A 19,137-nucleotide genomic window follows, 5' to 3' on the forward strand; every position below is an offset into this window, starting at 1 on the left:
CGCCGCCCTGGTGGAGGGGCACCCCGCGGCGGGAAGAGCCGCCCCGGCGGGAAGAGCCGCCGTGGCGGGACGGGCCCCGCCCTCGGAACAGCCACCGTGGCGGAACGAACCCCCGTGGCGGGCGGAAGCAGCCCCGTCGTCAGCGTCGTCAGAGCAGCCGCCCGTGCGAGGCCCGGCCTCGGGCCTCGCACGGGCGCCCCGTTGCGGAAGGCGCCGCGGCGAGTGCGGCGTCAGTCCCCCTTGCGTTCGCCCAGGGTGACCTTGACCTCCTGCTTCTTGCCGTCGCGCTCGTAGGTCAGCGCCACCGTGTCGCCCGGCTGGTGCGTCCAGATCTCGCTGATCAGCGTCGGTCCGCTGTCGATCTCCCGGTCGCCGAACCGTACGATCACGTCGCCCGGCCGCAGTCCGGCCTTCGCCGCCGGGCCGTCGGGGCTGATCGCCGGCGAGCCGCTCGCGCCGTCCTCGACGATCCTGGCGCCCTGGCCCTTCTCCGCCATGTTCACCGTGGCGCCGATCACCGGGTACACCGGCTGGCCGGTCCTGATGAGCTGCTGCGCCACGTACTTCGCCTGGTTGATCGGGATCGCGAAGCCCAGGCCGACCGACCCCGCCTGCGCCTGGCCGAGCGGGCCCGAGCCGGGCGACTGGATCGCCGAGTTGATGCCGATGACCGCGCCCCGCGCGTCCAGCAGCGGGCCGCCGGAGTTGCCGGGGTTGATCGACGCGTCCGTCTGCAGGGCGCTCATGTACGAGCTGCGGCTGCCGGAACCGTCGCTGGAGGCCACCGGGCGGTTCTTGGCGCTGATGATGCCCGTCGTCACCGTGTTGGACAGGCCGAACGGCGCACCGATCGCGATCGTCGAGTCGCCGACCGCGACCTTGTCGGAGTCGCCCAGCGGCAGCGGGGCGAGCTGGGCGGGCGCGTCGCGCAGCTTCAGCACCGCCACGTCGTAGCCCTGTGCCCGGCCCACGACCTCCGCCTCGTACTTCTTGCCGTCCGGGAACGTCACCCGGAGCCTGCCGCCATCCGCCGCCGAGGCCACCACGTGGTTGTTGGTGAGGATGTGGCCTTCCTTGTCGTAGACGAAGCCGGTGCCGGTGCCGCCGCCCTGGCCCTCCGGGCCCGACTTCGCCTCGATCGTGACGACGCTCGGCAGCGCCTGGGCCGCCACGGCGGCGACCGTGCCGGGGTCGCGCTTGAAGTCGGCGGGCGCCTCCCCGGCCGCTGCCACGGTGGAGCCGCCGGTGGAGCCGCCCTGGCGGTCCGCCGCCCAGTAGCCGATCCCGCCGCCGACGCCGCCCGCGAGGAGGGCGGCGGCCAGGACGGCGGCGATGAGGCCGCCGGAACGCTTCCGCGGCTGGGCGGGGGCGGTCGTACCCGGTACGGCACCGGGCGGCGTGCCCATGGCCGTCGCACCGTGGGCGGCCGCGTCCTGCGCCCCGCCCTGCGGGTGCGCGCCCCAGCCGTACGCGCCGCCGTCGGGACCGTACGGGGGAGGGCCGGCGGTACCGGCGGCGGCGGGGCGCGGCCGCCCCCGGGTGCGCCGGCACGTGACCGGGCGCATGGCGGCCTCTGGGCCGGGCGCGTGGCCGGCCTCCGGGCCGGGCGCGGACGCGGAGGCGCCGGTGGGCGGAGTCGGCTGGTGCGCGGGTGCAGTGGTGCCGTGGTCGCGGGCCGGGGCGTCCGGGGTACGTCCGGGTGCGGGCCGGTCGGCACCGGCCGACGCTGCGGGCGGGGCGGGGGTTGCGGGCGGGGCGGGGGTCGTCGGGGCCGGTTCGGGGACGCCAGGGCCCGAGGGGGCCCCGGCCGCCGGGGTCGTGTCGGGGGCGCCCGGTGCCGCGGGGGCCTGTTCCGAGCCTGCCGGGGCGGGAGCGGCCGCCTGTGAGGGAGCCTCCGGCGGGGCGTCGGGGGCGGACGGGACCGCAGTGCCCTCGTTCTCGGTGCTCACAGCTCGTCTCTCCTCGGTTTCCGCGTCTGTCCACGTCGTCGTCTGGGGGCGGGGGGCCGCGGCGGCATCGTCACGCGGTCCGTACCCAGCTTTTCCCACAGCTCGTCAGGCCACTGTAAGCGGGACCTGTGCGTCCACCGCGTCTCCCTTATCTACGGACATCCCGGATAATCCAGACTGCCTGCCAGAGGGCCGTGCAAAGGTGGCACCATGACGCGGTGACCCACACACGCCCGCACACCATCCAGGTGGTCGCCCACCGCGGCGCGTCCGAGGACGCGCCGGAACACACCCTCGCCGCCTACGTGAAGGCCATAGAGGACGGGGCGGACGCCCTGGAGTGCGATGTGCGGCTCACCGCGGACGGCCACCTCGTCTGCGTGCACGACCGGCGCGTCGACCGCACCTCCAACGGCCGCGGGGCGGTTTCCAGCCTGGAACTCGCCGATCTTGCGGCGCTCGACTTCGGCTCGTGGAAGGACGCGCGGGAGAGCCCTGACTGGGGCGACCCCGAGTACACCTCCGTCCTCACCCTCGAACGGCTCCTGGAGCTGGTCGCCGACGCGGGGCGGCCCGTCGAGCTCGCCGTCGAGACCAAGCACCCGACCCGCTGGCGCGGACAGGTCGAGGAGCGGCTGGTGCAGCTCCTGCGGCGGTTCGGGCTGGCCGACCCGGCGACGCCGGACGACTCGTCCGTACGGATCATGAGTTTCTCCGCCCGCTCGCTGCACCGCGTCACCGCGGCCGCGCCGACCCTGCCCACCGTCTACCTCACGCAGTTCCTCTCGCCGCTGCTGCGCGACGGGCGCCTGCCGGCCGGCTCCAGGATCGCGGGGCCGTCCGTGAGGATCATCAGGAACCACCCCGCGTACGTGGCACGCCTCCAGCGGGCGGGGCACCGGATTCATGTGTGGACGGTCGACGAGCCGGAGGACGTGGAGCTGTGCGTCCGCCTGGGCGTGGACGCGATCATCACGAATCGCCCCAAACACGTCCTGTCCCAACTGGGTCGTACACCCCAGTAGTTACATGGAGTGCTCCGGCGCGTTCGCTCCGTATCCCTGTGTGTCGAATGCGTCACTGTATGCGGACTGACCGGTTTCCGGCCCAGACCAAGGGGGCATCCACACCGTGGCGTGGGGCGAAGGAGGTCTCGGGGGTGGCGTTGGTGGTGGCACAGGAAGTGCCGACGTCGTCGAGCATGGCCGTACCCCACGGCCCTGCGGGCGTGGGCGAGGCGAGAAGCCGGATGCGCAAGGAGCTCCGCCGCGGCGGGGTCGCCGAGTCCGTCGTCGATGACGCCGTACTGATCCTCTCCGAACTGCTCAGCAACTCCTGCCGGCATGGCAGACCGCTGGACGCTGCCGACGTCGGTGACGGCGCCGTGCGGGCCGCCTGGCGGGTCGACGACCAGGGCGCCCTGACCGTCGAGGTGACGGACGGCGGCGGTCCCACCCGCCCGGTCCCCTCCACCCCTTCCGTCACCGCACGCGGCGGCCGGGGGCTGAACATCATCAGCGCGCTCGCCCAGGACTGGGGCGTGCGGGACGGCGCCGGCGGCGAAGTCACGGTGTGGGTCCTGGTCACCGGAACGGTGCCTCGGCATGACCCTCTCGCTACGCGCGTCACACCAACGGGCGCCGACGGTACGGGAGTTGGGGTCGGCCCACGCAACGGTACGCCACGGAACGGGGTACCGCGCAACGGCAGGTCCCGCCAGGTCACCACGCCCGTACCCGGCCCTGACACCGGCGACACGCCGACCCGGTCGGCACCGCGGGACGGAGACCTGGGGCTGCTCGGCGCGTACGAGGACATCGGCACGTACGGCGCGTGCGACGCCTGGGACTCGTACGGGGCCTTCGGCTCGTAGGGCTCGAACGGCGTGCGTACGGCTCGAACGGCGCGCGCACGGCTCGTACGGCGCGCGTACGGCTCGTACGGCGCGCGTACGGCTCGTACGGCGGGTGTACGGCTCGTACGGCGGGTGTAAGGCTTGTAGGGCGCGTAAGGCAACGGGCGGCTGCACGAACACCGCCGACAGACCACGGGTGCACCGCGCAGCCCCGTCGCGGGCCTGCCAGGCTGCGGCCGAGGCCAGGGGGCGCACCGCGCAGCCCGGTCACCGGCCCACGGCCCATCGCCCACCGCCCAAGCAGCGGCCCGCCTGCCACCCCGCCGCCCGGGCTTCGCCCCCGAATACGTATCCGGCCGCCGTCCGCCCCTCATGGCGCCGCAGCGTCATTGCGTCGCGGCTTCGCGCCGTCATGGCGTCGCAGCGTCGGCTGGCGCCTCGGCGGCCCGGTGGGGCTAGGCTCGCGGCCGACACAGCATCGCGTTCCAACGGGAGAACCCTCGCATGGCCAAGAAGCGCCCCCAGACCAAGGCCGCCGGCAAGCCACAGGTGACGGACGGGGAGGTGCCGGTCGTCGGCGCCCGTGAGCCCTGCCCCTGCGGTTCGGGCCGCCGCTACAAGGCCTGCCACGGCCGCGGTGCCGCGCACGCGGCGACCGAACTGGTGCAGCGTCCGTTCGAGGGCCTGCCCGGCGAGTGCGACTGGGTCGCGCTGCGCGAGCTGGTCCCCGCCGCGACCGCCCCGCTGCACCTCAAGGGCGGGCTTCCCGAGGGGGTGCCGTCCGTGACGCTGGCCACCGTGCTGCCGATGGCCTGGCCGGCCCTGCGCCGCGACGACGGCTCCGTGCTCCTCGCGCTGCAGAACGACACCTCCTCCGGCGACCTCAGCCGTGACATGGCGGACACGCTGCAGCGCGCCCTGGCCGTCCAGCCGGGCTCGCCGGTCGCGGCCCGCAGGGTCCCGGCCGACGGCCCGCGCCTCCAGGACCTGCTGGACGGCGACGCCGGCTTCGAGCCGACCGTCCACTCCGGCTTCGAGTTCTGGGTGCCGGACTCCGCCGACAGCGCCTCCCCGGAGGTGGCCGCCTCCCTGGAGCGGGCGAACGCCGCCGCCATCCCGACCGTGCGGCTGTCGGGCGTGGACGCGGCGTACTGGTGCGAGACGCCCGAGAAGAACCACCTGCGCTGGGTGATGCCGCACCCGGAGGAGGACCTGCTCGACGCGCTGGCCCGGCTGCACTCCGCCGGCACGTCGTCGCTGGGCGAGGGCACCCGCCTCGTCGGGTCGTTCCGGGCCCACGGACTGGTCGTCCCGGTGTGGGACCTGCCGAGCGCCATGACCGCCGAGGACTGCGAGAAGCCCGCCGCGGAGTTCGCGGAGCGGCTGGCCGGCGCACTCGCTTCGGACGCGCCGCTGACCGCGGACGAGCGTCGGGCGCGGGGTGGCCTGACGAACCGTCAGGTGACCCTCAGCTGAGTCGGCCGCGGCCCGGCCGGAAGGCGCGAGGGGGCTCCGCCGCGACGCCCTCTCAGCCTGCCGTCCGGGCGGCTCGACCTACCCGTACCGACGGGTAAATAGCTGTCCGAATAAGAGAGATCGAATTTGCGAACCGCGGATCTCTTGTTACCGTTCTGGAAGCCCGGTCGCTGGTGCATCCCCCGTCGCCAGCGACCGGGTTTCTCCATTGGATCCGGAATCCGATCTTCCGCCCGCCGCCTTGCCAGGTCGTTGCATTCGTCAACTTCGCGGCGGCGGAGCAGGGTTGCTGCCGGAGCGCAGCAACAGCGGGCTCTCGGGGTCGCCATCGGACGCGAACTCGGCGACCGCGACATACTCCTCGATGGGTCCGCGGCCTTTCTCACGTGGGGTTTCGCACGCACCCGGCTCGTCGCCCCGAGGAATCGCGCAGTGCGTGCGCACCGTGCGCCCGGCCGGCCCCATGAGGCTGAGGACGGCACGCAGCGCCTCACCGCTGGTGTTGCGGTAGTAAGTACGGCCCCACGTCTCCGCGCCCTCGGTGAGCACGCACGTCTGGGCTTCCACACCGCCGGGCGAGACCAACGGGGGGCCGCAGCGGGCGGCACGCCCCTGGGGGCCGCCCGCCGCGCCGGAAGGCCGTACACCCTGACGACCGTCACTTTCGGCCAGAAGCGGCGCGCCGGACGACGCACCGGGCGCCGAGGCCGGGTGGGACGGTGCGGGGGAACCGCCGGGAGCCCCCGCCACCCTGCCGGACCCGCCCGCGGCACGGCCTTCGGGTGCCTGGGTGTCGCCGCCGCCGCCCGGGCCCCGCACCCGCTCCGGACAGCGGGACGGGCAGAGGCGCCATCGGGCGGATCGCAGGGCCGGGCCCGCCGTCGACGGCGAGAGCCGCCCCTTCGGGGCCGGCGGCAGGTCCGGCGGTCGCCACGAAGGGCAGCAGCGCGGCGACGGCCACGGCCGCGCCCAGACCGGTCATGCGCAGGTTCATGGAGTGTCTTCCGGGTTGCGACGGTGCGCCGACCATAGCGGCGAAAGACCCGCGCCCTTCGCGCCGCGCGCCCGTTCTCCGTACAAGGAGGCCTGCGTACACACTCGTACGAGTGACCTCGCGTCCGCACGCCGACGCTTCGGCACCGCCGTCCTCTATAAGGGCGGGCCTCTGTGGGGGCCCGCCCTTATAGAGGACGGCCGGTACAAGGGGCGGTCCGTGCAGGGGGCGGTCCGTGCAGGGCCCGGCCGTCACGCAGCGCGCCAGGCCCGGCCCGGAAGCCGGTCCGCGCGCCCCACGGCACGTTCGCCGCCCAGGACCCGGCCGTCGCGCGCCCCCAGCGCCTACCGACGGAGCCGGTACCAAGACGGCGCGCCTATCCACACAGCCGGCGCGGAAGGCAGGGGCGCGGGCGGAGCCGCCGGTGCCGGTGCCTTCAGTACCTGAGGCGGCTGCCGACGTCCGGCACGCTCGCGCTCGCCTCGACGAGGGCGTCGACCACCGACTCGACCTCCGGCAGCCATGGCCCCGTGCCAGCGCCGGCCCGGGGCGCGGTGCCCGCGACCGGGGGCCGCTCCCACCGCACGCCGCCCGTGCCGGTCTCGGACGGCGGCAGCACCAGGTAGCCACCCTCCCCGTGGAACCGCAGCGAGCTGGGCACCCGGTCCAGCGCGTACAGCAGCTCGCCGAGGCGTTCCAGGCCGTACGGCGCGACCAGGAGCGACCAGCGCGTGGGGGTCGCCACGACAGGGCCGACCCGCAGGCCGCGCTGGTCGAGTACGGCGAGGGCGCGGGCACCGGCGGCGGCGGGCAGGCTCACCGCGCACGGCGCGCGGCCTCCGGTCGCGAGGAGGACGGGCGCGTCCGGCCGCTGGGTCCACCACCATCGGACCATGCGGGGGTCGGTGGTGGCCGCCAGGAGCCCGGGGTCGAAGGGGTGCGCTCCGGGAACCACGCATTCAGGGTCGGGGCAGGCGCAGACGGGCCGCCGTGCACCCTCCGCCGCCCCCGCGCCTCTTCCCGGGCGGCCGTCGGCAGCCCGGGCGCCTCGGCGTCCCGCCGCTCCCTGCCTGCCCGCCACTGCCTGCCGGCCCGCCGCTCCCTGCCCGCCTGAGGAGCTTGCGCCGCTCCGTGCGCGCTCACCGCTCCAGGCGCTTCCGTCCCACGAGCCGCTTCCGTGCCTCCTGCCGGTCCGGTCGCATGCCTCCCGCGAGGCGCTTCCGCCGCCTCCGCCGGTCCCGTCGCTCCGTTCGCTTCCGCCCCGCGAGGCGCTTCCGCCGCCCCTGCCACTCCGGGTGCTTCCGGCCCGGCGGGCCCTTCGGTCGCTCCGGGCGCTCCGGTCGCTTCCGCCCCCCAGGGCGTCCGCGCACCTCGGGACGTCTTCGCGGGCCGGTTCGCCTGCGCCGGCTTCGCCGGCTCCTTCGCGTTCGCTGACTCCGTTGCCTCCGCCGCCTTGAGCCCCACTCCGGGGAGGACGGGCCAGTGCCACCGGGTGGCGCAGAGCAGCGCCGCTTCACGGTGGTCAGGGCCCTTTTTCCGCCCGAACAGGAGCCTGCGTCGCCTTCCGAGGATCTCGCGCATGAGCGCTCGTTCCTTTCCGTTGAACGCCGAGGTCCAGATCACAACACGTGCGCATTACTTCACTGTGCGTACGAGGCGGCGCATCACCGCCCCTGCCACCCGGAGGCGGCACGGGGAATCCCGCTTCCGGCGCGGCAGGCAACACCGCCAGGGGCAGAGCGTCGGCTGAGTCCGTTTAGCGCTTGGCGAGGGGTGGCGCGCGCGAGGCGAATCGTCTTCCGTCCGCCAGGACGGGGCGCGCTCTCGGTGATGAGGACGCGAGGCCTTCCCGCCGGGTTCCGGGCCGGCCCCAACTTCCCCTGGCCACCAACGATTACGTACCCCGCACGTCCGGAATGACGCTCCGCCCGAGTCGGTGTGGTGTCGCCCCGGGTGGTGCCCCCTTGCCGAACGCGCTCAGTCGACCGCAAAACCTCCCCATCGGGGCTAATTTTTGGCCAAGTTCAGCATCGCACAAACACCACGCGTCCCGCTGGACAATGCTGGACATCCCCTTCCCAGTGCGTGTACATGTGGATGCAGTGATAGCGGCGCAGCATGACATGCGGATTGACATGGGGGTTTGCGATGCTATTGAGCAAAGAGACACAGCCGGGAAGCCGGCTGCCATGAGCACCCCTCACCTGCCGAAAGTGGCTGGAATCGATCCGACGGTTCCCGCTCCTGCGCACACTGCAACGCCTCTCCCGGGCATCCCCGCCGCGGCTCCCGCACCCGGCACCCTGATCCAGGACCGGCTGGCAGGCTGGGTCTCCGACCTCACCACCCTGCACGAACTGACCGAGCGGCTCGCCAGGACCGGCACGCTCGACGACGCCCTGCACGAAGTGCTGCGGGCTGGCGCCGCACTCGTCGGTGCCCGCCGCGGCATGGCCGTGCTCGAACCCGCCGACGGGCACGGCCCCCGCGCGACGATCGGCCTCGGACTCGCCCACGCCGAACTCGGCACCATCGAGACCGTCCCGCGCAGCGCCACGTCCTACGGACGCATCCTGGACGGCCTGCCACCCGCCAGGGCCGCCGACGGCGACAGCGGCGGCCGGGAGCACGCGCCCGGCAAGCCGCCCCGCTCCGTCTCGGTGCCGGACCTGCTCGGGGACGAGGACCTGGACCCGCGGCAGCGCGAGGTCGCCGCACGTCTCGGCTTCGCCGCGAGCTACGCCGTACCGCTCGTCACCGACGGCAGCGGAAGGCTCGGCGCCGCCGTGTGGCTGTACGACGAACCCGCCGAGCCGACCGAACGCCGCCGCCACCTCGTCGGCCTCTACGGCCAGTACGCCTCCGAGCACCTGGCCCGCCTGCTGGAGCTGGAGCGCGGCCGGGCCCAGCTCGCGACGCTGGCGGAAGAACTCATGCCCAGCAGGCTGCCCCGTGTACCCGGTGTCCGGCTGGCCGGGCGCCACGTGCCCGGCTCCGAGGGCGGCGGCGACTGGTACGACGCGCTGGCGCTGCCGGAAGGCGCCCTCGGGCTGGCCGTCGGCTCGGTCTGCGGCTCCGGGCCGAGCGCACTGGCCGCGATGGGTCGGCTGCGGGCTTCGCTGCGGGCCTACGCCGTCATGGAAGGGGAGGACCCGGTCGCCGTCCTGTCCGACCTGGAGCTGCTGCTGCGCCTCACCGAGCCCGCACGCTCCGCGACGGCGCTCTTCGCGTACGCCGAGCCCGCCCTGCGCAGACTCGTGCTGGCCGGGGCCGGGCACGCCCCGCCGCTGGTGGTCGGCGCCCGGCGGACGGAGTACGTCGAGACGTCGCTGTCGGCACCGCTCGGCATGCTCTCCTGCTGGGAGGCACCGAGTGTGGAGCTCGTCGTGGAGCCCGGCGAGACGCTGCTACTCTACACGGACGGGCTGCTGCGGAGGATCGGCGGACCGGTGGACCGGGCCTTCGCCCGCTTGCACGCGGCGGCGGCGAGCGTGCCGAAGGCCGACCGCGCCGAACCGGAGGCGGTCGCGGACCACGTCCTGCGGACGGTCCTGCCCGAGGCGCTCGGCAAAGCGGCCGGCCCGGGTGAGGCCGGCGAGCCCACCGAGGACGTGGTGATGCTGGCCGCGCTCTTCGACTGACACGCGCGCACCCGCCGGGGGGCCGTCCCTGCGTACGGCCCTCGCGGGCGCCCCTGCCGCCCACCGTCCGCGGCGGACGCGGCGGACGCGGCGGACGCGGCGGACGCGGCGATCCTCGGGTGGTCGCCTACGCAGCCGCTGCGCCCTCGGGCAGCCACCCCGGCCGCGGCGGGTTCGCCCGTACCGCGAGGCTCGGCAGGCGGCACCCGCCGCCGGAGGGTCCTGCCGGTCCGGCGGGCGGCGCCCGCCGCCGCGGGTTCCGGCCGGCCCGGGGGGCACGTGCTGCCGCGTGTTCCGGCCGCGGTCCGCCGACAGTGCCCCTTCCACCCGCCCGTACGATGAGATGGGGGTTCTGTTTTCATCGACCCAAGGAGGCGGACCCGTGGCCGAGGAGCTCACGCCGGAGACCCCGGAGAGCGAAGAAGAGCCGATCGAGCAGCGCAAGAACGGTTTGTACCCGGGCGTGTCCGACGAACTCGCGGCGAACATGAAGTCGGGCTGGGCCGACACCGAGCTGCGCGACCTGGAGCCTGTCGCCCAGGCAGCGCACACCGCCGACCGCCGGGCGGCGCTGTCCGCCCGCTTCCCCGGCGAGCGCCTCGTCATCCCCGCCGGCAACCTGAAGACCCGGTCGAACGACACCGAGTACAGCTTCCGCGCCGCCACCGAGTACGCGTACCTCACCGGCAACCAGACGGAGGACGGCGTCCTCGTGCTGGAGCCGAGGAGCGGGGGCGACGGGCACGACGCGACGCTGTACCTGCTGCCCCGCTTCAACCGCGAGAACGGCGAGTTCTGGCTGTCCGGGCAGGGCGAGCTGTGGGTGGGCCGCCGTCACTCGCTGACCGAGGCCGCCACGCTGTACGGCATCCCCACCGGGGACGTCCGTGAGCTGCCGGCCAAGCTCGGCGAGGCCACCGGCCCCGTCCGGGTCGTCCGCGGCCATGACGCGGGCGTCGAGAAGGCGCTCACCGACAAGGTGACGGCAGAGCGGGACGAGGAGCTGCGGGTCTTCCTCTCCGAGATGCGTCTCGTGAAGGACGACTTCGAGATCGCCGAGCTGGAGAAGGCGTGCGCCTCCACCGCCCGCGGCTTCGAGGACGTCGTGAAGGTCCTGGACAAGGCCGAGGCCACCTCCGAGCGGTACATCGAGGGCACCTTCTTCCTCCGTGCCCGGGTCGAGGGCAACGACGTCGGCTACGGCTCCATCTGCGCCGCCGGCCCGCACGCCTGCACCCTCCACTGGGTCCGCAACAACGGCCCCGTACGCTCCGGCGACCTGCTGCTGCTCGACGCCGGAGTGGAGACCACCGAGCTGTACACCGCCGACGTCACGCGGACGCTGCCGATCTCCGGCGCGTTCACCGACATCCAGCGGAAGATCTACGACGCCGTGTACGAGGCGCAGGAGGCCGGCATCGCGGCGGTGAAGCCCGGCGCCAAGTTCCGCGACTTCCACGACGCGGCCCAGCGCGTGCTCGCCGAGAAGCTCGTCGAGTGGGGTCTCGTCGAGGGTCCGGTCGAGCGCGTCCTGGAGCTGGGCCTCCAGCGCCGCTGGACGCTGCACGGCACGGGCCACATGCTGGGCATGGACGTCCACGACTGCGCGGCCGCCCGGACGGAGGCGTACGTCGGTGGCACGCTGGAGCCGGGCATGTGCCTGACGGTCGAGCCGGGCCTGTACTTCCAGACGGACGACCTGACAGTGCCGGAGGAGTACCGCGGTATCGGCGTCCGGATCGAGGACGACATCCTCGTCACCGAGGACGGCAACCGGAACCTGTCCGCGGACCTGCCCCGCCGCTCCGACGAGGTCGAGGCGTGGATGGCCCGGCTCAAGGCCTGACGCCGCCGCCCAGCACACCGGGCGGCTCCGCACCGGCCGTCACCGGCTGGCCCCCGGACGCGGCACCGCGCCGGACCGGCGTCCCTCACGGGCGTCGGTCCCCCCACGCGAGCCTCGCGCCCGGTTCTGCGCCACGAAACGTCCCCCGCCGGCCCCGGCGGGGGACGTTTCACGTGAAACACGAGCCGTCATGACAGTCAGCCCGTCAGGATCGGCCCGCGAGGGACACACCTCGTCGCCATCCGACCCTCGGGAACAGCTCGCGAGGGACGCCCCGGCGCAGGCCGGCCCGTCGGGACCAACTCGTGAGCCTCAGCCCGTCGGGACCAACTCGTGAGCGCCGGCCCGTCCGAATCAGCTCGTCAGAGCCAGGGGCGCGCCGGGACGCCACTTGAGGATCTTGTCGAAGCTCACCACAGCCCCGCCCCGGCCGGCTCTGTTGCCGAAGTGCACGTGGTCGGCGAGTTCTTCGATCAGGCGCAGGCCGCGTCCGCTCTCCGCATCGCCGGGTACGGGTTCCCGAGGGACCGCATGAAGCGGGCCCACCGGGAAACCCGGACCGGAATCAGCCACCTCGATCCGGCACTTCTCCCCGTCCAGATAGGCGGTCACCCGGAACTCCGCCGACTCCTCGCCACCGTGCTCGACGGCGTTCGCGCAGGCTTCGCCGAGGGCCAGCGACAGATCGTAGGACGTGTCCGGGTCGACTCCCGCGGTCTCCATGGTGCCGAGGAGCAGCCGCCGGGCGAGCGGAACGCTCGCAGCCTCGCGCCGCAAATGGAGGGACCACCAGATGCTCATGCGCAGCCTCCTGCCGCGGCTCGACATATCGGTACGTATTGCCACATACGCGGCGAGTAAGCGTGGAGTTGACGGACGATCCCCCTTTCGGCCGGCTACGTATGGGGGAATTCCGGCGGCAAAGCCGACCTTGCGGACCTGCCGTACGGAGGGCGTGAGCGTGGTGGGATGATGGCCCGGCCATGTCTGCGCTCACCGGTCCGCGACTGCTGAGGGCCGCGGTGTTCACCGCGGTCTGCGTCGTGCTGTCCGCGCTGGGCCATGTGCTCGCCGCGTGCGAGGCCGTCCCGTGGTGGACGCTGAGCGCAGGATTCGCCGCCGTCTTCGTGCTCGCCCTGCCCTTCACGGGCCGCGAGCGCTCCCTTCCCGCCATCACCTCCGCGCTCGTCGTCGGCCAACTGGCGCTCCACACCGTGTTCGGCGTGGGCCAGCAGCACGCGGCGGCCTCCGTCACCGCGGGCACCCCGGGATCCGGGGGCGACGCCCTGATCCGTGCAGCCGCCCGGCTGGTCTGCGGTGCCGGTGCGGCCCGGCTGACCCCGGGCGAAGCGCACCGGATCATCACGGCGGCGGGGCTGGACCCGGAGCGGGCCGCCGCGGCCGCCTCTCCCGCGGCGGGTACGGCCGCGGCCGTCGACCCGCAGTCGCTGGCGACGCTGCCCAGCCTCGCGATGCTGCTGGGCCACCTGCTGGCCGCGCTGGTCTCGGGCTGGCTGCTGCGCCACGGTGACCTGGCGCTGCTGCGCCTGGCCCGACTGGCCCGCTGGTCGGCGCGCGGCGCCGCCGAGGGCCTCGTACGGTCCCTGCGCGCCGCCCTCGTACTCGTACGCCTCCTGGCCTGCGCGGCGCACGCGGCGCCGACCGCGGTGCTGCGGGCTCCGCACGGCGACGACGACGTCCCGCTGCCGACCGCTGCGGACGCACTCCACCACACGGTGATCAGGCGCGGCCCCCCAGCCGTATACCACCTCGCAGCCTGACGCGACCCGCCCGACAGGGGGCGGGCCGCCACGCCTACCCGCATGCCGTCTCCACGGTGCGCACAGGCGTCCCACCGCTACCCGACTTGTGGAGTGTCTTCAGCCATGAGCTCCAACACGAACGCCTCACGCCGTTCCCGCCGCCTCGCGGTGGCCGGCCGCCTCGCCGTCGCCGGCGGGCTGGCCGCGTCGTCCGTCCTGCTGCTGTCCCCTTCCGCGTACGCCCACGTCACCGTCCAGCCGCAGGGAGAGGCCGCCAAGGGCGGCTTCGCCACGGTGAACTTCAAGGTGCCCAACGAGCGGGACAACGCCTCCACCGTGAAGGTCGAGGTCACCCTGCCCACCGACCACCCCATCGCCTCCGTGATGCCGCAGCCCGTGCCCGGCTGGACCGTCAAGGTCGACAAGGCGAAGCTGACCACCCCGCTGGACATGCACGGCAAGAAGATCACCGAGGCACCGTCCAAGATCACGTGGACGGCCGACGGCTCCAAGATCGCGCCCGGGCAGTTCCAGCAGTTCCCGGTGTCCCTGGGCCGCCTGCCCGAGAACACCGACCTGCTCGTCTTCAAGGCGCTCCAGACGTACGACAACGACGAGGTCGTCCGGTGGATCGAGGAGCCGCCGAAGGACGGCGGGCCCGAGCCGGAGTCGCCCGCCCCCGTCCTGAAGCTGGGGGCCGCCTCGGAAGGCCACCACGGCACGGCGTCGGACGCGAAGAAGGCGGACGACCACGCGGCCGACGAGCAGAAGACGGACAGCGGCGAGCAGGCCGCGGCTTCCGCCGGCGACGCGAGCGACACCACGGCCCGTGTGCTCGGCATCGTCGGCATCCTGGTCGGTGCCGCCGGTGTGGCCTTCGGCGTCCTCGCCGGGCGCCGCCGCTCCGCATGACGTCCTGCCGGGCCCCGCACCCGACGATCGCACCCTCGAAGAGAGAACCCGATGCGTAAGCTCACCCGCGCCGCGCGGCCCCGCCGCGCGGCCCGGCGCTCCCCGCTGCTCACGGCCGCGCTGGTCACGGCGTCGGCCGCCCTGGCGCTGTCCGCCTGCGGCACCACCCGGACCCCGGGCGGCCAGCCGGTCGCCGACGTGTCCGTCGCCCCGGCGGCCACCAAGGCGGCCACCGTCCTGGACCGGCCGTTCGCCAAGCCGGACCTCGTCCTCACGGACACCACGGGCAAGCAGTTCGACCTGCGGGAGCGCACCAAGGGCAAGCCGACCCTGGTCTACTTCGGCTACACCCACTGCCCCGACGTCTGCCCGCTCACCATGAGCAACATCGCCACGGCGATGAAGGAGCTCCCGCAGGTGGACCGGGACAAGCTCCAGGTGGTCTTCGTCACCACCGACCCGGAGCGCGACACACCCGCCGAGCTGGCCAAGTGGCTGCCCGCAGCCGGAGACCCGTCCTTCATCGGGCTCAGCGGCGACTTCGCGACCATCCAGGCCGGCGCCCGGAAGATGGGCATCGGCATCGACCCGCCCACGAAGGACAAGGAGGGGAAGGTCGTCTCCATGCACGGCGCGCAGGTCATCGCCTTCTCACCGAAGACCGACCAGGGCTACGTCCTCTACGGCGAGGACACCTCCGTCCAGGAGTACGCCGCAGACCTGCCGAAGCTCATCCGTGGAGAGAACCCGTGAACCACCGCACCACCCCCGCACGTTCCCTGGCCGCCGCGCTCGCCCTGGTCTCCGGGCTCGCCCTGGGCGGCTGCTCCGCCGCCGACGCGTCGGCGGGCGGCGGCAGCGCCCCGGAGCTCAAGGTCAGCGGCGCCTTCATACCGGAGCCGGTCAACCGCGACATGGCCGGCGGCTTCCTCACCGTCACGAACACCGGAGGAGCCGCCGACACCCTCACGTCCGTCACGAGCGACGTCTCCGACGACGTGCAGCTGCACGAGACGAAGGACCAGAAGATGCAGCAGGTGACGTCCTTCGACGTGCCGGCCAACGGATCGCTGGAACTGCAGCGCGGCGGCGACCACCTGATGTTCATGGAGCTCAAGCGGGAGCTGAAGCAGGGCGACAAGGTCCGCGTGGAGCTGCGCTTCAAGGAGTCCGACACGATCACCGTGGAGGTCCCCGTCGAGGCCCGGACCCACAACCCGGCGCAGCACCACTGAGGGACTGAGGGAGCCACCTGATGACGGCCACCGCCTCTCGCTTCACAGCGTTCCCGGTCCTGTCCCGGCTGCCGGTGCTGCTGGTGCTCACCGTGGCGCTGCTCGGCTCCGTGCTGTCGGGCGCGGCGTCCGCGCACTCCACGCTGACCGGCAGCGACCCGAAGGACGGGGCGGTGGTCGCCACGGCGCCGCAGCGCGTCACCCTCACCTTCTCCGAGCAGGTCGCCATGGGCGACAACTCGATCCGGGTGCTCGAACCGAGCGGCAAGCGTGCCGACGTCGGAGAGCTCCAGGACCTGTGCAGCGGCTCGGTCGTGCAGTACGGCGTCGGCCTGCGGGCCGGGCTGAAGGACGGCACCTACACCGTGGCGTGGCAGGCCGTGTCCGCCGACAGCCACCCGATCTCCGGGGCGTTCACCTTCTCCATCGGGGCGCCTTCGGAGACGGCGGTCGCGCTGCCCGCGCAGCAGGCCGGCGGCGGACTGGTCGGTGTCCTCTACGACATCGGCCGGTACGTGTCCTACGCGGGCTTCACCGCGCTGGTCGGCGGCGGCGTCTTCGTGCTGGCCTGCTGGCCGCGCGGCGCGGCGTCCCGGCCCGTGCAGCGGCTGGTCGCGTACGGGTGGGTGACGCTGACGGCGGCCACCCTGGCCCTGCTGCTCCTGCGGAACCCGTACACCGGATCGGGTGAGCTGGGCGACGCGCTGGACCTCGGCGGGCTGCAGTCGGTCCTGGACACGAAGACCGGTGCGGCGCTGTCCTCACGGCTCCTCCTGCTGGGTGCGGCGGCGCTGTTCGTCGCCGTGCTCTTCGGGGCGTACGCACGGCGGGGGCAGGACGCGGAGAAGAAGAAGGACCTGGGCTTCGGCCTGGCCGTCGGCGGGTCCGTCGTCGCGACCGGTCTGGCCGGGACCTGGGCCCTGTCGGAGCACGCGTCGACAGGGCTCCAGCCGGGCGTGGCGATGCCCGTGGACGTGCTGCACATGCTGGCCGTGGCCGCCTGGTTGGGCGGGCTCGCGGCGCTGCTGGTCGCGCTGTACGCCTCGCCCGCGGCGGACGGTGACGCCTCGGCACCCCCGCGGATCGGGCGGGAGGCGGTACGGCGGTTCTCGCGGCTCGCGTTCGGAGCCGTGGTGGTGCTGGCCGTCACCGGGCTCTACCAGTCCTGGCGGCAGGTCGGCACCTGGTCGGCACTGACGGGCACGGCGTACGGGCGGCTGCTGCTGCTCAAGGTGGCGCTGATCGCCGTCCTGCTCGCGGTCGCCTGGGCGGCGCGGCGCTGGACGGGCCTGCTGGCCGATCCGTCCTCCCGGCTCCGGGAGGAACCTGCCGGGGTCGAGAGTCTGCGCGAGCAGGCAGGCACGTCGCACGAACGGCGGCAAGGCGAGGACCGCGGCAGCGGGACGAGCAGGACGGCCGTGCTCGACGAGGTTCCCGGTACCGGCGGCGGGACCGGCGCGGAGGAGCCTCCCGCCACCGGCGGGGAGTCCGGCACCGGCGACGGGACTGGGACCGGGACCGGGACCGGTGGGGAGTCCGCACCGGGCGGCGAGGATCCCGTGCGGGCCGCTCAGCTCGCCCGGCAGCGGGCGGCCGTGGCCACCGCCCGCCGGCAGCGCCTCCGGGACGGGGATCCGGCCCGGGCCGGACTGCGCCGCTCGGTCGTCACCGAGGCCGCAGTGGCTGTCGTCGTCCTCGCCGTGACGACCGCCCTGACCGGGACCGAACCCGGCCGGAGCCAGGAACAGGCCGACCAGGCCAAGGCCGTGTCCTCGACGGCCGTACCGGACCGCCCGGTGGACGTGCGCCTGCCGTACGACACAGGCGGGCCGGACGGCGTCGGAACGGTCCGCTTGACCCTGGACCCCGGCCGGTCCGGCGGGAACACACTGCGGGTGTTCGTGACGGGGAAGGGCGACAAACCCCGCGACCTGCCCGAGCTGAAGGTGTCCTTCACTCTCGACGCGCAGGAGATCGGGCCGCTGCCCGTCGAGCTGAACCGCACCGGGACCGGGCAGTGGCAGGCCACGGCCGCCCAACTGCCCATGCCCGGCGACTGGCGCGTCCGGGTCACCGTGCGCACGTCCGACATCGACCAGACCACCATCGACAAGAACGTCAAGATCGGCTGACCCGCACATGAACGACACGAGCGACAACCACGGCACGTTGCAGATCTCGCGGCGGAAGCTGCTCGGAACCGTCGGTGCCGCAGGCGCCACCGGCCTGGTGGTCGGCGCAGCCGCAGGTGCGGGCGGCTACGCGGCCTTCGGGGGCTCCGGCAGCGGGGACGGTGCCGCGCTGGCCACCGTCGGTGCCGCCCGGGTGCCCTTCCGCGGCGCCCACCAGGCCGGCATTCTCCAGCCGCTGCAGGCGTGCGGCCACGTGCTGGCCTTCGACCTGGCGCCGGGAGCCGGCCGCAAGGAGGCCGCCGCGCTGATGCGCCGCTGGTCGGCGGCGGCCGAGCGGCTGATGGCGGGTGAACCGGTAGGCGACGGGGACGGCGGGGTCGCCCGGGACGCGGGTCCCTGCTCGCTGACCGTCACGTTCGGCTTCGGGGCGAGCTTCTTCGACCGTACGGGGCTGGCGCCTCGAAGGCCCCGGCAGCTGGATCCGCTCCCGGCGTTCTCGGCGGACCAACTCGACCCGAAGAGGTCCAACGGCGACCTGTGGGTCCAGATCGGTGCCGACGACGCACTGGTGGCCTTTCATGCGTTGCGGACCCTCCAGAAGGAAGCGGGCGGCGCGGCGGCCGTCCGGTGGCAGATGAACGGCTTCAACCGCTCGCCGGGGGCCACCGCGCATCCCATGACCACCCGCAACCTCATGGGCCAGGTCGACGGCACCGGCAATCCCAAGCCGACCGATCCCGGGTTCGACGGGCACATCTTCGTGGCACCGGGCGGGGAGCAGCCGTGGATGACGGGAGGGTCGTACGCAGTCGTGCGCCGCATCCGGATGCTGCTCGACGACTGGGACAAGCTGTCGTTGAAGCAGCAGGAAGGCGTCATAGGCCGGCGCAAGGCGGACGGCGCACCATTGACGGGCGGTACGGAGACCACGGAGCCGGACCTGGACAAGCTGGGGCCGGACGGCAGCCCTGTCATCGCCGCCGACGCGCACGCCCGGATCTCGGCCCCGGAGCAGAACGGGGGCGCGACCATGCTGCGGCGGCCGTTCTCCTTCCATGACGGGATCGGCCCGGACGGGGCACCGGACGCGGGGCTGCTGTTCATCTGCTGGCAGGCCGACCCGCTGAAGGGCTTCGTTCCGGTGCAGCGGAAGCTCGACCGGGGCGATGCACTCTCCGACTTCATCCGGCATGAGGCCAGCGGCCTGTTCGCCGTCCCGGGAGGCCCCGCGGAAGGCGAGTACGTCGGTCAGCGGCTGCTGGAGGCGTAAGGACGGTTTCACGTGAAACCGCGCCGAGCCGTTGTTTCACGTGAAACGGAAAGCCCGGAGGCCG

15 protein-coding genes are annotated in these 19,137 nt (G+C 73.7%); 11 read left to right on the forward strand and 4 right to left on the reverse strand.

Annotation, left to right across the window (positions count from 1 at the left end):
* Positions 1-230: 230 nt before the first annotated feature.
* Positions 231-1,406 (reverse strand): trypsin-like peptidase domain-containing protein, encoded by a 1,176-nt coding sequence (locus L6E17_RS19250; RefSeq protein WP_308315906.1) that lies wholly within the window; start codon positions 1,404-1,406, stop codon positions 231-233.
* Positions 1,407-2,167: 761 nt separating this feature from the next.
* On the opposite strand from L6E17_RS19250, the gene L6E17_RS19255 reads away from it, so the two are divergent.
* The 3 genes from L6E17_RS19255 to L6E17_RS19265 all read left to right on the forward strand — a co-directional run bounded on the left by L6E17_RS19255 (position 2,168) and on the right by L6E17_RS19265 (position 5,280).
* Positions 2,168-2,974: a glycerophosphodiester phosphodiesterase gene (locus L6E17_RS19255; protein WP_236241981.1), complete on the forward strand. Its 807-nt coding sequence runs from the start codon at positions 2,168-2,170 to the stop codon at positions 2,972-2,974.
* 134 nt (positions 2,975-3,108) lie between these two features.
* Positions 3,109-3,822 (forward strand): ATP-binding protein, encoded by a 714-nt coding sequence (locus L6E17_RS19260; protein WP_374109092.1) that lies wholly within the window; start codon positions 3,109-3,111, stop codon positions 3,820-3,822.
* A 486-nt stretch (positions 3,823-4,308) separates the two neighbouring features.
* Positions 4,309-5,280, forward strand: coding sequence for a DUF5926 family protein (locus tag L6E17_RS19265; RefSeq protein WP_236241983.1), 972 nt, complete (start codon positions 4,309-4,311; stop codon positions 5,278-5,280).
* A 261-nt stretch (positions 5,281-5,541) separates the two neighbouring features.
* Here the strand turns inward: L6E17_RS19265 and L6E17_RS31075 are convergent, their stop codons facing one another.
* The gene (locus L6E17_RS31075; RefSeq protein WP_308315907.1) at positions 5,542-5,847 is read right to left on the reverse strand and encodes a hypothetical protein; all 306 of its coding nucleotides are present in this window, start codon (positions 5,845-5,847) and stop codon (positions 5,542-5,544) included.
* 863 nt (positions 5,848-6,710) lie between these two features.
* Positions 6,711-7,355 carry a bifunctional DNA primase/polymerase gene (locus tag L6E17_RS19275; protein ID WP_236241984.1) on the reverse strand — a complete coding sequence of 215 codons (645 nt, stop codon included), beginning with the start codon at positions 7,353-7,355 and terminating at the stop codon, positions 6,711-6,713.
* A 979-nt stretch (positions 7,356-8,334) separates the two neighbouring features.
* Between L6E17_RS19275 and L6E17_RS19285 the strand changes: the two genes are divergently transcribed.
* Positions 8,335-9,915 (forward strand): PP2C family protein-serine/threonine phosphatase, encoded by a 1,581-nt coding sequence (locus L6E17_RS19285; RefSeq protein ID WP_236241985.1) that lies wholly within the window; start codon positions 8,335-8,337, stop codon positions 9,913-9,915.
* A 382-nt stretch (positions 9,916-10,297) separates the two neighbouring features.
* The gene (locus L6E17_RS19290; protein ID WP_236241986.1) at positions 10,298-11,761 is read left to right on the forward strand and encodes an aminopeptidase P family protein; all 1,464 of its coding nucleotides are present in this window, start codon (positions 10,298-10,300) and stop codon (positions 11,759-11,761) included.
* A 354-nt stretch (positions 11,762-12,115) separates the two neighbouring features.
* On the opposite strand, the gene L6E17_RS19295 is transcribed toward L6E17_RS19290, so the two are convergent.
* The gene (locus L6E17_RS19295) at positions 12,116-12,562 is read right to left on the reverse strand and encodes an ATP-binding protein (protein WP_236241987.1); all 447 of its coding nucleotides are present in this window, start codon (positions 12,560-12,562) and stop codon (positions 12,116-12,118) included.
* Between the two features lie 182 nt (positions 12,563-12,744).
* Here L6E17_RS19295 and L6E17_RS19300 point away from each other — a divergent pair, with 182 nt between their 5' ends.
* From L6E17_RS19300 to efeB, 6 genes are all read left to right on the forward strand, one after another.
* Positions 12,745-13,542 carry a hypothetical protein gene (locus L6E17_RS19300; protein WP_236241988.1) on the forward strand — a complete coding sequence of 266 codons (798 nt, stop codon included), beginning with the start codon at positions 12,745-12,747 and terminating at the stop codon, positions 13,540-13,542.
* Between the two features lie 105 nt (positions 13,543-13,647).
* Positions 13,648-14,436 carry a YcnI family protein gene (locus L6E17_RS19305; protein WP_236241989.1) on the forward strand — a complete coding sequence of 263 codons (789 nt, stop codon included), beginning with the start codon at positions 13,648-13,650 and terminating at the stop codon, positions 14,434-14,436.
* Between the two features lie 51 nt (positions 14,437-14,487).
* Positions 14,488-15,189: an SCO family protein gene (locus tag L6E17_RS19310; protein ID WP_236241990.1), complete on the forward strand. Its 702-nt coding sequence runs from the start codon at positions 14,488-14,490 to the stop codon at positions 15,187-15,189.
* Complete coding sequence (locus L6E17_RS19315; RefSeq protein WP_236241991.1) at positions 15,186-15,671, forward strand: copper chaperone PCu(A)C; 486 nt, start codon at positions 15,186-15,188, stop codon at positions 15,669-15,671. Before L6E17_RS19310 ends, L6E17_RS19315 begins: the two co-directional genes overlap by 4 nt.
* Before the next feature lie 20 nt (positions 15,672-15,691).
* Complete coding sequence (locus L6E17_RS19320) at positions 15,692-17,803, forward strand: copper resistance protein CopC (protein WP_236241992.1); 2,112 nt, start codon at positions 15,692-15,694, stop codon at positions 17,801-17,803.
* A gap of 7 nt (positions 17,804-17,810) precedes the next feature.
* The gene (gene efeB, locus L6E17_RS19325) at positions 17,811-19,073 is read left to right on the forward strand and encodes an iron uptake transporter deferrochelatase/peroxidase subunit (RefSeq protein ID WP_236241993.1); all 1,263 of its coding nucleotides are present in this window, start codon (positions 17,811-17,813) and stop codon (positions 19,071-19,073) included.
* The last annotated feature ends 64 nt before the right edge of the window (positions 19,074-19,137 follow it).

Source organism: Streptomyces sp. CC228A (genome assembly GCF_021390935.1).
Lineage (GTDB): Bacteria > Actinomycetota > Actinomycetes > Streptomycetales > Streptomycetaceae > Streptomyces.

Bases quoted from the DNA above. Each gene is read 5' to 3' on its own strand.
- L6E17_RS19250 (WP_308315906.1), bottom strand. From the start codon at position 1,406: ATGGGCACGCCGCCCGGTGCCGTACCGGGTACGACCGCCCCCGCCCAG.
- L6E17_RS19265 (WP_236241983.1), top strand. From the start codon at position 4,309: ATGGCCAAGAAGCGCCCCCAGACCAAGGCCGCCGGCAAGCCACAGGTG.
- L6E17_RS19285 (WP_236241985.1), top strand. From the start codon at position 8,335: ATGCTGGACATCCCCTTCCCAGTGCGTGTACATGTGGATGCAGTGATA.
- L6E17_RS19295 (WP_236241987.1), bottom strand. From the start codon at position 12,562: ATGAGCATCTGGTGGTCCCTCCATTTGCGGCGCGAGGCTGCGAGCGTT.
- L6E17_RS19300 (WP_236241988.1), top strand. From the start codon at position 12,745: ATGTCTGCGCTCACCGGTCCGCGACTGCTGAGGGCCGCGGTGTTCACC.
- L6E17_RS19305 (WP_236241989.1), top strand. From the start codon at position 13,648: ATGAGCTCCAACACGAACGCCTCACGCCGTTCCCGCCGCCTCGCGGTG.
- L6E17_RS19310 (WP_236241990.1), top strand. From the start codon at position 14,488: ATGCGTAAGCTCACCCGCGCCGCGCGGCCCCGCCGCGCGGCCCGGCGC.
- L6E17_RS19320 (WP_236241992.1), top strand. From the start codon at position 15,692: ATGACGGCCACCGCCTCTCGCTTCACAGCGTTCCCGGTCCTGTCCCGG.
- efeB (WP_236241993.1), top strand. From the start codon at position 17,811: ATGAACGACACGAGCGACAACCACGGCACGTTGCAGATCTCGCGGCGG.